This is a genomic window from Nocardioides sp. Z43_10 (assembly GCF_059766615.1).
This window is the reverse complement of the sequence record NZ_JCBAJY010000002.1, coordinates 265,962-279,844: the sequence shown is the minus strand read 5'-3', so window position 1 is coordinate 279,844 and position 13,883 is coordinate 265,962. Positions and strand designations below refer to the sequence as shown.

12 protein-coding genes are annotated in these 13,883 nt (G+C 73.3%); 9 read left to right on the top strand and 3 right to left on the bottom strand.

Translation table 11 applies throughout. The features are described from left to right. Window positions 1-33: 33 nt before the first annotated feature. Window positions 34-1,626, bottom strand: coding sequence for an MFS transporter (locus AC6EI4_RS04595; RefSeq protein WP_498450697.1), 1,593 nt, complete (start codon window positions 1,624-1,626; stop codon window positions 34-36). Window positions 1,627-1,739: 113 nt separating this feature from the next. On the opposite strand from AC6EI4_RS04595, the gene AC6EI4_RS04590 reads away from it, so the two are divergent. From AC6EI4_RS04590 to AC6EI4_RS04565, 6 genes are all read left to right on the top strand, one after another. Further along, window positions 1,740-2,288, top strand: a complete 549-nt coding sequence (locus tag AC6EI4_RS04590) for a TetR/AcrR family transcriptional regulator (protein ID WP_498450696.1) — start codon at window positions 1,740-1,742, stop codon at window positions 2,286-2,288. Window positions 2,289-2,318: 30 nt separating this feature from the next. Continuing rightward, window positions 2,319-3,605 (top strand): transcriptional regulator, encoded by a 1,287-nt coding sequence (locus tag AC6EI4_RS04585; RefSeq protein WP_498450695.1) that lies wholly within the window; start codon window positions 2,319-2,321, stop codon window positions 3,603-3,605. Between the two features lie 121 nt (window positions 3,606-3,726). Continuing rightward, the gene (locus AC6EI4_RS04580) at window positions 3,727-4,233 is read left to right on the top strand and encodes a (2Fe-2S)-binding protein (protein WP_498424477.1); all 507 of its coding nucleotides are present in this window, start codon (window positions 3,727-3,729) and stop codon (window positions 4,231-4,233) included. Next, complete coding sequence (locus AC6EI4_RS04575; protein WP_498424475.1) at window positions 4,230-6,731, top strand: xanthine dehydrogenase family protein molybdopterin-binding subunit; 2,502 nt, start codon at window positions 4,230-4,232, stop codon at window positions 6,729-6,731. Before AC6EI4_RS04580 ends, AC6EI4_RS04575 begins: the two co-directional genes overlap by 4 nt. Next, window positions 6,728-7,582, top strand: a complete 855-nt coding sequence (locus AC6EI4_RS04570; protein ID WP_498424474.1) for an FAD binding domain-containing protein — start codon at window positions 6,728-6,730, stop codon at window positions 7,580-7,582. Before AC6EI4_RS04575 ends, AC6EI4_RS04570 begins: the two co-directional genes overlap by 4 nt. Before the next feature lie 5 nt (window positions 7,583-7,587). Then, a complete protein-coding gene (locus AC6EI4_RS04565) occupies window positions 7,588-8,361 on the top strand; it encodes an SRPBCC family protein (protein ID WP_498450694.1) in 774 nt (257 codons plus the stop codon). Between the two features lie 58 nt (window positions 8,362-8,419). On the opposite strand, the gene AC6EI4_RS04560 is transcribed toward AC6EI4_RS04565, so the two are convergent. Beyond that, on the bottom strand, window positions 8,420-9,061 hold the full coding sequence (locus tag AC6EI4_RS04560; RefSeq protein ID WP_498424470.1) for an alpha-ketoglutarate-dependent dioxygenase AlkB: 642 nt from the start codon (window positions 9,059-9,061) through the stop codon (window positions 8,420-8,422). Window positions 9,062-9,289: 228 nt separating this feature from the next. Here AC6EI4_RS04560 and AC6EI4_RS04555 point away from each other — a divergent pair, with 228 nt between their 5' ends. From AC6EI4_RS04555 to AC6EI4_RS04545, 3 genes are all read left to right on the top strand, one after another. Next, entirely contained in the window at window positions 9,290-10,141 is an 852-nt protein-coding gene (locus AC6EI4_RS04555; protein WP_498450693.1) for an ABC transporter ATP-binding protein, read from the top strand. 2 nt (window positions 10,142-10,143) lie between these two features. Next, complete coding sequence (locus AC6EI4_RS04550) at window positions 10,144-12,687, top strand: ABC transporter permease (RefSeq protein ID WP_498450692.1); 2,544 nt, start codon at window positions 10,144-10,146, stop codon at window positions 12,685-12,687. Window positions 12,688-12,776: 89 nt separating this feature from the next. Continuing rightward, entirely contained in the window at window positions 12,777-13,508 is a 732-nt protein-coding gene (locus AC6EI4_RS04545; protein ID WP_498424466.1) for a GntR family transcriptional regulator, read from the top strand. Here the strand turns inward: AC6EI4_RS04545 and AC6EI4_RS04540 are convergent. Then, a complete protein-coding gene (locus AC6EI4_RS04540) occupies window positions 13,492-13,845 on the bottom strand; it encodes a DUF8819 family protein (protein WP_498424464.1) in 354 nt (117 codons plus the stop codon). The genes AC6EI4_RS04545 and AC6EI4_RS04540 overlap by 17 nt on opposite strands. Between the last annotated feature and the right edge of the window lie 38 nt (window positions 13,846-13,883).

Sequence of the window (13,883 nt, the reverse complement as noted above, 5' to 3'; positions counted from 1 at the left end):
GCGATCGGCGGACGGGGCCCCGCCGGGCCCGGCTCAGCCGGTGCGCCCGCGCAGTGCCCGATGCGCCCCCGCGGCGGTGGCGAGGGTGACGACGAGGGCGATCACGGCGGTGGCGGTGACCCCGGCGTCGAAGGCGTGCCGCGCGGAGTCGAGCAGAGCCCCGCCGGCCCCGGCGGGCAGCTCCGCGGCCACCTCGCTCGCGCCGCCGAGCGTCGCCCGGGCCTGCTCGGCCTGCGCCGCGCTCAGGTCCGCGGGCACGCGCACCCCGGTGCTGTAGGCGACGTTGAGGATGCTGCCCAGGACCGCGGTGCCGAGCACCGCCCCGATCTCGTAGGCCGTCTCCGAGATCGCCGACGCGGCGCCCGACTTGGTCGCCGGGACCGCGGAGAGGGCCAGGTCGTTGGCGACGGTCTCGGCCAGGCCGACGCCGATCCCGAGCAGGCAGAACGCCGCCATCAGCACCACCGCGGAGCCGGTGTGCCCGGCCGCGGCCACCACGGCGTACGCCGACGCGCTCGAGCCCAGGCCGACCACGGCGATCGTCGCCGGCGCGAACCGGCGCGCCAGCGGCACCACGGCCAGGCCGGCCACCACGGTCAGGCCGAGCCCGGGCAGCAACCACACGCCCGCCTCGACGGGCCCCATCCCGGCGACCAGCTGCAGGTGCTGGGCGAGGAAGTACAGGAAGCCGACGAACGCGAACAGGCTGAACATGTTCACCGCGAGCGCGCCGGAGAAGACCGGGTTGGCGAAGAGTCGCACGTCGAGCATCGGGGTGGCGCGCGCCAGCTGGCGCCGGACGAACACCACGCCGGCGCCGATGCCGGCCGCCACCAGCAGGGCCGGGCCGAGCCACTCGCCCGAGGCCGCGGCGTGCTTGACGGCGTAGACGATCGGGAGCATCGCCGCCACCACCAGCACGATGCTGACCGGGTCGACGGGGCCGGGCGCGGGGTCGCGTGACTCGGGCACCAGCAGCGGTGCGGCGACGAGCAGCGGCACCAGCATCACCACCGCGAGCAGGAAGATCGAGCCCCACCAGAAGTGCTCGAGCAGCCAGCCGCCGAGGATCGGCCCGAGCGCGGCGCCGGCCGAGAACCCGGTCGCCCAGATCGCGATCGCGGTACGCCGCTCGCCGGGGTCGGTGAAGACGTTGCGCAGCAGCGCCAGCGTCGCCGGCATCAGCATCGCGCCGAAGACGCCGAGCAGCGCGCGGGCGGCGACCAGGGCGCCGGCCGTGGGCGCGAACGCCGCCGCCGCCGACGTCGCCGCGAAGCCCACCGCGCCCAGCAGCAGCAGCCGGCGCCGGCCGATCCGGTCGCCGAGGCTGCCCATCGGGATCAGCAGCGCCGCCAGCACCAGTGGGTAGACGTCGATGATCCACAGCACCTGGGTGCTCGAGGGCCCCAGGGCCCGGGTGATCGCGGGCACCGCGAAGCTCAGCACGGTGTTGTCCACCGAGACCAACAGCACCGGCAGCATCAGCACCGCGAGCGCCGCCCACCGGCGGCCGGCCCCGGGTCGGTGGGGGCCGGACCGGTCGCTGGAGGCCGTCCGGGTGGGCCTCACGGAGCGAGCGGGACGGGCGGGGGACAAATCGCGCAGCGCGACGTCGAGCATGGTCATGGCGGGGCGGTCCTGCGACTTTCGGGGGATGGGTGCAACCCATAACTGTACCGTCTGGACGGTTTACTAAGGAATCGGGACCGGCGCTCTCCGCACGGGGATAGGGTCCTGGCATGTCCCGCCCGCCCCACGCCCGGCTCAAGGTGCTCGACGCGTACGCCGCACTGCTGTGCGAGGAGGGCGACCGGGGCGCCACCCTCGAGGCGACCGCGGCGCGCGCGGGGGTCTCCAAGGGCGGCCTGCTCTACCACTTCCCGTCCAAGGAGGCGCTCGCCGACGCCGTCCTGGTGCGGCTGCGCGAGGTCGTCGAGGAGGACCTCGCGGCGATGGCGTCCGCGGAGGAGGGGCCGGCTCGCCACTACGTCCGCACGTCCTGCCTGACCGGCACCGATCTCGACACCTACTTCGGCGCCGTGCTGCGCCTGGCCCAGGCCGGACACGCCTCCGCGGTGGAGGCGCTCGACGAGGTGCACCGCGACTGGCTGGAGCTGATCCGCAGCGAGGTCGGCGACACCTACGCGGCCGAGGCGATCATGCTGATCGGCGAGGGGCTCTACTACCACACGACGCTGCCCGGGTCCTGGTCACGCGGGACGTTCGTGGCCTCCCTGGACCAGCTGCTGCTGCAGGTCGACCGGATCCGGGACAGCGCGCTACCGTGACCGGGGTCACACGCCCCGGGAGGCCTCACGGTGGACACGCGCAGCGAGCTCCTCGCCCGTCGGCGCGCTGCGGTGCGCGCCTGGTCCGACTTCGTCGCAGGCGCTGACGCGGGCTCGGCTTCGGGATCGGACTCGGGCTCGCGCTCGCGCAGGCCCGGCGCACCGACGCCGGTGCGCCCGGAGATCCTGAGCAGCTGGCGTCGCTCGGGCAGCGCGCTGCCCGCCGAGGTCCGCCAGGCCCCGATGGTCGACGAGGGGGAGCTGGCCGAGCGCTGGCGCGGCTCCCCGCTGCAGCGCGCGGTCGCCCGGGTCGAGGACGAGCTGCGCCGTACCGCCGAGGACGGCGACCTGGTGCTCGCGGTCACCGACGCCCGGACCCGCATCCTGTGGACGTACGGCGGGCGGGTGATGCGCCGCAAGGCCGAGAGCGTCAACTTCGTCGCCGGCGGACGCTGGGACGAGGCGAGCGTGGGCACCAACGCCCTGGACCTGGCCCAGCGCCACGACGCGCCGGCGATGGTCTTCAGCGCCGAGCACTACGCCCCGATCGTGCACAACTGGGTGTGCTGGGCGGCGCCGCTGCACGACCCGGTCACCGGCGCCACGCTCGGCGTGGTGGACCTCTCCACGACCTGGGACCGGACCCACCCGATCGGGCTGGCCACCGCCCGGGTGCTGGCCCGGCTGATCGAGACCGCGATGCCCCAGCCCGAGCGCCCCGCGCGGCAGCCGGTGAGTGCGCACGAGGCCGGCGCCGGACTCGAGCTGCACCTGCTGGGCCGGGCCGAGGCGTCCTTGGACGGGGTCCGGCTGCTGCTCAACCGGCGCCAGAGCGAGATCCTGGCGCTGCTCGCGCTGCACCCGGAGGGGGTCTCGCTCGAGCAGCTGCACGCGCTGGTCTACGGCGACTCCCCGGTGACGCTGTCCACGCTCAAGGCCGAGGTGTCGCACCTGCGTCAGGCGCTCGGCGGCCGGCTGGCCTCGCGGCCCTACCGGCTGCTGATGCCGGTGGCCACCGACGTCGACGAGGTGCTGCGCTGCGTGCGCCAGGGGCGGATCGCGGACGCGGTCGAGGCCTATCGCGGCGACCTGCTGCCCGGCACCGCCTCGCCCGCGCTCAGCGAGCTGGCCGACTACGTCGCCGTCGCCGTGCGCGAGGGGCTGCTGGCCGACCCCGAGCCCGGCGCGGTGCTGCGCTACGCCGAGCGAGCGCCGTACGACGTGGAGGTCGTGGAGGCCGCGCTGGCCGCGCTCGGCGACAGCCCGCACCCGGCCCGGCCGCTGCTGAGGGGGCGGCTCGCGGCCGCTCGCCGCTGAGCCAACCTTCGGCCAACCTCGCGGGTCTAGCCTGCCCAGCGTGTGAGCGCGATCACAGCCCCGCGCTCACCGCTGCTCGTCACCGCGCGTTCCCGCCGGCCCGTTCACCCAGGAGTCGCTCATGGCCAGGATCAACCTCACCGTCGACGGCGCCCGCGTCAGCGACGACGTCGAGCCCCGCATGCTGCTCGTGCACTACCTGCGCGAGAAGCTCGGCAAGACCGGCACCGTGATCGGGTGCGACACCAGCAACTGCGGCGCCTGCACGGTGCACCTCGACGGACGCAGCGTGAAGTCGTGCAACGTCCTCGCCGTCCAGGCCGACGAGGCCGAGGTGCTGACCATCGAGGGTCTGGCCGTCGACGGGCAGCTGCACCCGGTGCAGGAGGCCTTCCGTGAGTGCCACGGACTGCAGTGCGGCTACTGCACGCCGGGGATGATCATGCAGAGCGTCGACCTGCTCAACGAGAACCCCCACCCCAGCGAGCAGGAGATCCGCGAGGGCATCGAGGGGAACCTCTGCCGGTGCACCGGCTACCACAACATCGTCCGGGCGGTGCAGCACGCCGCCGCTCAGGGCGCACCCGAGGGTGCCCCCGCCGGGGCCGGCGCGGGGGAGGCCCGATGACCCTCACCGACGAGCCCCAGGTCGCCGCGGTCCCCGAGATCGGGCGCGACCGGCGCCGCAAGGAGGACCAGCGGCTGATCACCGGGCGGACCCGCTGGACCGACAACCTCCAGCTCACCGGGATGCTGCACCTGGCGATGGTGCGCAGCCCCTACGCCCACGCCCGGATCCTCAACATCGAGACCGCCGACGCCAAGGCGGCGCCCAACGTGGTCACCGTGGTCACCGGCCGCGACGTCGCCGACGTGCAGGGCTCGCTGCCCAACGCCTGGCCGATCACCCCCGACCAGGTCGCCCCCGAGCACCCGCCGGTCGCGGTCGACCGGGTCAGCTTCGCCGGCGAGATCGTCGCGGTGGTGGTGGCCCGTACGGCGGCCGAGGCGCGCGACGCGGCCGAGCTGGTGGACGTCGACTACGAGGAGCTGCCCGCCGCGCTCGAGCTCAAGGCCGCGGCCGCGGCGACCCCCGAGAACGGCGGCGCGCTGGCCCACCCCGACCTCGGCACGAACAGGTCCGCGCTGTGGGTCTTCGACTCCGCCGAGGCCGGCACCGGCAGCTCCGCCGACGCGGCCATCGACCGGGCCCGCACCGACGGCATCGTGCTCGAGCGCGAGTACCGCCAGCAGCGGCTGATCCCGGCCTTCATGGAGCCCCGCTCGGTCGTGGTGGACCCGACCGGCGAGCAGACCACGATGTGGTCGGCGACCCAGATTCCGCACATCCTGCGCTACCTGCTGGCCGCGGTGACCGGGGTGTCGGAGGCCAAGATCCGGGTGATCGCCCCCGACGTCGGCGGCGGCTTCGGCGGCAAGCTGCAGGCCACCCCGGAGGAGTTCATCACCTTCGTGCTGGCCCGCCGGCTGGGCCGGCCGCTGAAGTACACCGAGACCCGCTCGGAGTCGCTGATGGCCGGGCACCACGGCCGCGACCAGTGGCAGAAGATCACCCTCGCCGCCGAGAAGGACGGCACCGTCACTGGCCTCAAGGTCGAGCTGCTCGCCGACCTCGGCTCGCACGTCTCGCTGGTCGGCGGCGGCGTGCCGGTGCTCGGCGCGTTCATGTTCAACGCGATCTACAAGTTCCCCGCCTATCACTTCTCGGTGCAGACGGTGCTGACCAACAAGACCTGGACCGACGCCTACCGCGGCGCCGGGCGCCCGGAGGCGACGTTCGCCATCGAGCGGATCATGACCGAGCTCGCCGACGAGCTGGGCGTGGACCCGCTGGAGATCCGGGAGAAGAACTGGATCCGCCACGAGGAGTTCCCCTTCACCACCGTCGCCGGGCTCGAGTACGACTCCGGCAACTACGAGAAGGCCACCGCGCTGGCCAAGGAGCACTTCGGCTACGACGAGCTGCGCGCCGAGCAGCAGCGCCGCCGCGAGACCAAGGACCCGATCCAGCTCGGCATCGGCGTCTCGACGTTCACCGAGATGTGCGGGCTGGCGCCCTCGCGGGTGCTCGGCTCGCTCGACTACGGCGCCGGCGGCTGGGAGCACGCCTCGGTGCGGATGCTGCCGACCGGCAAGGTCGAGGTGACCACCGGCGCCTCCGCGCACGGGCAGGGCCACGAGACCGCCTTCAGCCAGATCGTCGCGGACCGGCTCGGCGTCGCCTTCGAGGACGTCGAGGTGCTGCACGGCGACACCATGGTCGCGCACAAGGGGCTCGACACCTACGGCTCACGCTCCCTGGTGGTCGGCGGCGAGGCGCTGGTCCGGGCCGCCGACAAGGTGATCGACAAGGCCAGGCCGATCGCGGCGCACCTGCTCGAGGCCGCGGTGGACGACATCGAGTTCAGGGACGGCCGGCTGTCGGTGCGCGGCACCGACAACGGGCTGGCGCTGGCCGAGGTCGCGCTCGCCACGTTCGCCGCGCACAACCTGCCCGACGGAGTCGAGGCCTCGCTGGACTCCGACGCCACGTTCGACCCGGTGAACTTCAACTACCCGCACGGCACCCACCTGTGCGCGATGGAGGTCGACACTGAGACCGGCGCGGTGAAGATGCGCAAGTACACCTGCGTCGACGACATCGGCACCATCGTCAACCCGCTGATCGTCGAGGGCCAGGTGCACGGCGGGCTGGTGCAGGGCATCGCCCAGGCGCTGTGGGAGGAGGCGGTGCACGACGAGGCCGGCACGCTGGTCTCCGCATCGTTCGTCGACTACCTGGTGCCCACCGCCGCGGACACGATCAGCTTCGACGTGGACCACACCACCACCCCGGCGCTGACCAACACGCTCGGCACCAAGGGGGTGGGTGAGGCCGGCACCATCGCCTCCACGCCCGCCGTGGTCAACGCGGTCGTCGACGCCCTCAAGCCGTACGGCGTGCGCGACATCCGGATGCCGTGCACCCCCGAGCGGGTCTGGCGCGCGATCCAGCAGGGCTCCGCGGGCGCCCACGAGCCCACCACCGAGGCAGCCGCACCGCACTTCGACACCGGGACCGGCATGTCCGGGACCGCCGACCGCACGGACGGAGCAGGCCAGTGATCCCCGCCCAGTTCGACTACGTCGCGCCCACCACCGTCGAGGAGGCCCTCGGCCTGCTCGCCGCGCACGGCGACGACGCCAAGATCATCGCCGGCGGGCAGAGCCTGCTGCCGGTGCTGCGGATGCGGCTCAACGCACCCGAGATGGTGATCGACCTGCGCCGCATCGACGCCCTGCGCGGGATCCGCGACGACGGCGACGCCCTCGTCGTCGGCGCGATGACCACCCACGACCAGGTCGGCAAGGACCCGCTGGTGGCCCAGCACGCCGCGCTGGTGACCCGCGCGATCGGGCACCTGGCCGACGCCCAGATCCGCCACCGCGGCACGTTCGGCGGTGCGCTCGCGCACGCGGACCCCGCCGGAGACCTGGGGGCTCCGGCGCTGGCGCTGGGCGCGCAGTTCGTGATCGCGAGCGGCGCCGGCTCCCGCACCGTGGCGGCCGACGACTTCTTCGAGGACTTCATGACCACCGCGATCGCCGACGACGAGATCCTCACCGAGATCCGGCTGCCCAAGCACACCGGCTGGGGGGCGCACTACGAGAAGTTCGTCCGGGTCGCGCACCAGTGGCCGATCGTGGCGGTCGCGGCGACCGTGCGCGCCGAGGGCGGAACCATCGCCGAGGCCCGGGTGGGGCTGACCAACATGGGCTCCACGCCGTTGCGGGCCCGCGCGGTGGAGGAGGCGCTGGTCGGCCAGCCCGCCACCGACGACGCCGTACGGCGTGCGGCGGCCGCGGTGACCGAGGGCACCAACCCGCCCTCGGACCTCAACGGCGACGCCGACTACCGCCGCCACCTCGCCACCGTGCTCACTCGGCGGGCCGTGCTCGCCGCCGCGGGGGCCTGAGGCGGATGGAGCTGACCCACGAGTTCACGGTGCCGGCCTCGGTCGAGGAGACCTGGGCCGCGCTCAACGACATCGAGTCGGTGGCCGGCTGCTTCCCCGGGGCGGTGGTGTCCTCGGTGGAGGGGGACAGCTTCCACGGCTCGGTCAAGGTCAAGCTGGGTCCGATCGCGCTGGTCTACAACGGCACCGGCACCTTCGTCGACAAGGACGAGGGCGCCCACGTCATGAAGATCGCCGCCAAGGGCAAGGACAAGCGCGGCAACGGCACGGCCGGCGCGGACGTGGTCGCCTCGATGACGGCCGAGGCGACGGGCACCCGGGTCACGGTGGTCACCGACCTGGCGATCACCGGCAAGCCCGCGCAGTTCGGGCGCGGGGTGATCCAGGAGGTCAGCGAGAAGCTGCTGCACCAGTTCGTGGACTGCCTGCAGCAGCGGGTGGGCGCGTCGCAGGAGATGGCTGCGGGGGACGACGCCGCCGAGGAGGCCGCGGAGGTGGCTCCGGCGGCGCCTGCTCCGCCTGGTCCGGCAGTCGCTGCGCCCGCGCCCGCCGCTCCGGCTCCCGCGGCGGCGCCCTCGGCGCGGGCGGTGGATCCCGGGCCGGCCTCGGACCGGGTCGGCGGCGGGCCCCAGGGCGAGGCGCTCGACCTCGGCGCGGCGGTGCTGCCGGTGCTGGTGAAGAGCTACGCCAAGCCGGCCCTGGCCGGGCTGGCCGGTGCGGTGCTGTTCTACTGGCTGGGTCGGCGCCGGGGGCGCCGCGGCTGCGACTGCCGGAGCTGAGCCGGGTCTGGCGACGGCGGCCCGGTGTGGCCGCCCGTGCCTCAGAACCGCCCGTGCCTCAGAAGACGTGGCGCGGGCGGAACTGCACCGACAGTCGCGGCCCGGCGTGGGCGACCTTGGGCACCGCGTGCTCCCAGGTGCGCTGGCACGATCCGCCCATCACCAGCAGGTCGCCGTGGCCCATCGTGAAGCCCGTCGAGCCGCCCCCGCCGCCACGCGGCCGGAGGGCCAGCCGGCGCGGGTCGCCCACCGAGATGATCGCGACCATCGTGTCCTGGGTCCGCCCGCGGCCGAACGTGTCGCCGTGCCAGGCCACCGAGTCGCGCCCGTCGCGGTAGTAGCAGCACCCGGCGGTCAGGAACGGCTCGCCGAGCTCGGGGCGGTAATACTCCGAGAGCGCGTCGCGCGCCTGCTCGAGGACCGGATGCGGCAGCGGCGCCCCGATCCCGTAGGTGTACACCAGCCGCGGCACGTCCACGACCCGGTCGTACATCTCGCGTCGCTCGGCGCGCCACGGCACCTCGCTGACCAGCGCCTCGAAGAGCTCGTCGGCGCCGGCGACCCAGTCGCGCCGTACGTCGACCCACGCGCCGCGGCTCAGCGCCGTACGCTCGACCGCACCGGACAGCGGCAGCACCTGGGCCCGTCCGCCGCCCAGGGTCTGCGGGTCGGCGGCGAAGAGCGTCCCTTGGAAGTCCATCGCGCCAGCGTAGCGCGGATCGAACGCTTGTTCGAGGAGGCTTGGCGTGTCGGTTTCCCCGGTCGGCCGGGTATCGCTGAACTGGGCGGGCGAAGTTTCGGCCGACAAGTTCAGGCTTCCCCGGTCGGCCGGGGAAACCGGCAGCCCCCGGCCCCGTCCGAGCCCCTCAGGGATGCCCCGGGGAGAATCCCGGTTGGCGAGCGGGCCTGGGGTTGGGATGGTTGACCCATGACCCTCAGCTCGGCGCCGATCCAGCGCATCCCTGCCGCACGCGTGCAGAACCTCACCAAGACGTACGGCTCCGGGCAGGCGCTGGTCCGCGCCCTCGACGACGTCACGCTCGACCTCTACGAGGGTGAGTTCACCGCCGTGATGGGGCCCAGCGGGTCGGGCAAGTCCACGCTGATGCACTGCTGCGCCGCTCTGGACACGGGTACGTCGGGGTCGGTGTTCGTGGGCGAGCAGGACCTGAGCCGGCTCAAGGACAAGGCGCTGACCCGGCTGCGCCGCGACGAGGTCGGGTTCGTCTTCCAGTCGTTCAACCTGGTCCCGACGCTGACCGCGGGGGAGAACATCGCCCTGCCGCTGGCGATCGCGGGCCGCAAGCCCGACCCCGAGTGGCACCGGACGGTGATCAACACGGTCGGCCTCGCGGACCGCCTGCACCACAAGCCCAACGAGCTCTCCGGCGGCCAGCAGCAGCGGGTCGCGGTGGCCCGTGCGCTGGTGAGCAGGCCCCGGATCGTCTTCGCCGACGAGCCGACCGGCAACCTGGACTCCCGCTCGGGGGCCGAGGTGCTCGAGCTGCTGCGGCGCAGCGTCACCGACTACGGCCAGACGGTCGTGATGGTCACCCACGACCCGGTCGCCGCGGCGTACACCGACCGGGTGGTGTTCCTCGCCGACGGCCACGTCGTCGACGAGCTGCGCGACCCCACCCGTGAGCAGGTGCTCGCGGTGATGACGCAGATGAGCGACCCGGCCGGCGCCGCCTCGCACGGCCGGGGCGAGGACGAGCAGACCCCCCACGAGCAGACGCCCCACGACCAGGTGCCGCTGATGCAGGATCGGGACGCCTGACCATGTGGAGAGCCGCCCTCAAGAGCCTGCTCGGCCGCAAGATCCGGCTGCTGCTGAGCACCTTCGCCATCGTCCTGGGCATCGCGTTCGTGGCCGGGACCCTGGTCTTCACCGACACCCTGGAACGCAGCTTCACCGCCCTGTTCGCCTCCACCGTCGGCGACGTCGTGGTCCGCCCCGACGGCGGGGACCTCGGCGAGGGGATCTCGACGCGGACCCTGCCCGCCGAGCTCGTCGAGGACCTGCGCGACACCCCCGGCGCAGCCCGCGCCGACGGCAACGTCAGCGTCAACGGCGTCTTCGTGGTCGACACCGAGGACAAGGTGATCGGCGGGCAGGGCGCCCCCGGCCTCGGCCTGAACTGGAACGACGCCCCGGCCGGCCACGGCCTGGAGGGGCTCACCATCGTCGAGGGTGAGGAGCCCAGCGCGGCCGGCGAGATCGCCCTCGACGCGGACACCGCGGACAAGTCCGGCTACGAGATCGGCGACGAGGTCCTGCTCAACACCGTCGGCGCCGAGCCGGTGCTGCGCAAGGAGCTGGTCGGAGTCGCCGACTTCGCCGACGGCGGGTCGCTCAACGGCGCCACCCTGACCCTCTTCGACACCCCCACCGCCCAGCAGCTCTTCCACGAGGGCCGCGATGTCTACAACGACATCTGGGTCACCGCGGAGGACGGCGTCTCCCAGGAGGAGCTGCGCGATGCGGTGGCCGCCCAGCTGCCCGACGGGGTGGAGGCCGTCACCGGCGACGAGGCCGCCGACGAGTCCGCCTCGCAGCTGCTCCAGGCCATCTCGTTCCTGAGCACCTTCCTGCTGATCTTCGCCGGCATCTCGCTGATCGTCGGCGCCTTCCTGATCGTGAACACGTTCTCGATCCTGGTCGCCCAGCGCAGCCGCGAGCTGGCCCTGCTGCGGGCCCTGGGCGCCTCGCAGGGACAGGTCACCCGCTCGGTGCTGCTCGAGGCGCTGGTGCTCGGGCTGCTGGGCTCCACCCTCGGGCTCGGGCTGGGCGTGCTGCTGGCGATGGCGCTGCGGTGGTTCTTCTCGACCTTCGTCGGCCTGGAGATCGCCGGCCAGTCGCTGGTGTTCCAGCCCAGCACCGTGATCACGGCGTACGTCGTGGGCGTGGCCGTGACGATGGCGGCGGCCTGGCTGCCGGCGCGCCACACCAGCCGGATCGCGCCGGTCCAGGCGATGCGCGACGACGTCGCCCTGCCCGAGACCTCGATCCGGCGGCGCCTGATCGCCGGCATCGCGCTGATCGTCGCGGGCCTGGCGATGATGGCGGCCGCGCTGCTGGGCGACGTGCCCCGCGCGGGCTGGGTGCTGGGGGCCGGCATGCTCGCGGTCCTGCTCGGGGTCGCCGGCGCGAGCCCGGTGCTCAGCCAGCCGTTCCTGGTGGCCGCCGGGTGGCTCTCCTCGCGCGCGTTCGGCACGGTCGGGCGACTGGCCGGGCAGAACAGCCTGCGCAACCCGCGCCGTACCACCGCCACCGCCTCGGCGCTGATGATCGGGCTCGCCCTGGCCGGGACGATGTCGATCGTCGGGGCCTCGGCGAAGGCCAGCATCGACCAGATCGTCGCGGACAACTTCCGCGGCGACTTCGTGGTCAGCAACGCCATCGGCGAGGAGTTCTCCTCGTCGCTGGGCGACCAGATCGCCGAGGTGGACGGCGTCGAGTCGGTGGCGGCGCTGCGCTACGCGTTCGGCTCCATCGACGGTGACGGCCAGGGCATCAGCGCCGGCGACCCCCGTCAGCTCGAGCAGGTGATGGGGCTGAACCTGGTCGAGGGTGACGCCGCCGACGTCCGCGACGGCACGGTCGTGGTCTCCGAGGACGTCGCCGACGAGGGCACGAAGGTGGGGGACACGATCCGCTACGAGCTGTTCGGCACCGAGCACGAGCTGGAGGTGGTCGGCGTGTTCGAGGACAACCCGCTGATCGGCTTCCCCTACGTGACCACCGTGCAGACCCTGATCGACGTCGGGGTGCCCGACAACGACCGGATGCTGGTGGTGGACGCCGAGGACGGCGCCGCACTCGACCGGGTCCAGGACGGCATCGACGCGCAGGTCGCCGACCTGCGGATGGTGACCGTCAAGGACCAGGGCGAGTTCGCCGCCGAGCAGCGCGCACCGATCGACCAGCTGGTGCTGATGATCTTCGCGCTGCTCGGTCTGGCGCTGCTGATCGCCGTGCTGGGCATCGTCAACACTCTCGCGCTGTCGATCATCGAGCGCACCCGCGAGGTCGGGCTGCTGCGCGCCATCGGACTGAGCCGACGCCAGCTGCGCCGGATGGTCACCCTGGAGTCGGTGGTGATCGCCATCCTCGGCGCCAGCCTGGGCGTGCTGCTGGGCATCTTCTTCGGCGTCGCGCTGGCCGGCTCCCTGCGCAGCGAGGGGCTGGAGGTCACCGCGGTGCCCTGGCTGCAGCTGGCGGTGTTCCTCGGTGTCGCGGTGGTGGTCGGGGTGCTGGCGGCGGTCCTGCCGGCGCGTCGGGCGGCCAAGCTCAACGTGCTCGCCGCGATCGCGACGGACTGAGCACGTCTGGCTTTTCTTGCCCGATGTCCGGTAGCAAAGATCCCCGATTCGCAGGACAGGGGGTCTAGACCGCGCCTAGAGTTCACTGCGTGACGCAGACCACGACGCAGCAGCTCTCGGCCGGACGGCCCGCCCTCAAGCACGTCCAGGTCCGCGAATATGTTCGCGCCCTGGTCGAGGGCGCGGCGCCCGGCACCCCGGCCCCCTCCGAGCGCGAGCTCGTGCAGCGCTTCGGCGTGGCCCGGATGACGGTGCGCCAGGCGATGGACGCGCTCGTCAGCGAGGGGCTGCTGGAGCGGATGCCCGGACGTGGCACGTTCGTGGCCAAGCCGCGCAACGACGTCGGTCGGCTGACCAGCTACACCGAGGAGATGGCCCGACGCGGGCTGCTCGCCGAGTCGCAGACCCTGCTCGCGCGCCGTGAGCAGGCCGGGCCGGGGGTGGCCCGGGCCCTCGACATCACCGCCGGCGACGCGGTCATCCACTGGAAGCGCCTGCGTCGCGCCGACGCCGTTCCGATGTGCGTCGAGGACGCCTACCTCAACGAGATCCTGCTGCCGGGCTTCCTGCAGAGCGGCATGCCGACCAGCCTGTACGACGCGCTCGCCTCGCGCGGGCTGCGGCCCAGCTGGTCGGAGGACTCGATCTCCGCCGACCTGGCCGGCCCCGAGGAGGCGGCCGCGCTCGAGATCGCGCCGGGCTCCCCGGTGCTGCGGGTGGCGCGGCGAGCGGTGTGCGGCGACAAGGTCGTGGAGGTCTCGCGCTCGGTCTACCGCGCGGACCGCTTCACGATGTACGTGCAGTTCAGCGACGAGGGCTGAGCAGGCCCAAGGCGGCCACCGTCGTCCCGCTCTCCTCGCAGACCCAGACCGGGTCGGGTCCGCCCAGCTCGGGGTGGATGTAGAGCGGATGTGCCGGGGCGTCCCCGCATGCGTCGCAGACCGGCCAGCGCCCGATGCTCTCGAACAGCGCGTCCTGGACGTCCTGGGCGATCAGCCCGGCGATGTACTGGGCGCCCTCGGGCCACTGCTCGACCCACCACCGGCGCGCGGAGACCGACTCCTCCAGCGCCGAGACGGCGACGGGGGTGGCCAGCTGGCGGGCTTCGAGGTCGGCGAGGACCCGGGCACGCGACTCGAGCAGCACTGCGTCGTCCATGGGGTCCATTGTCATGACCAGGCAAAGTCGGGGCGCGG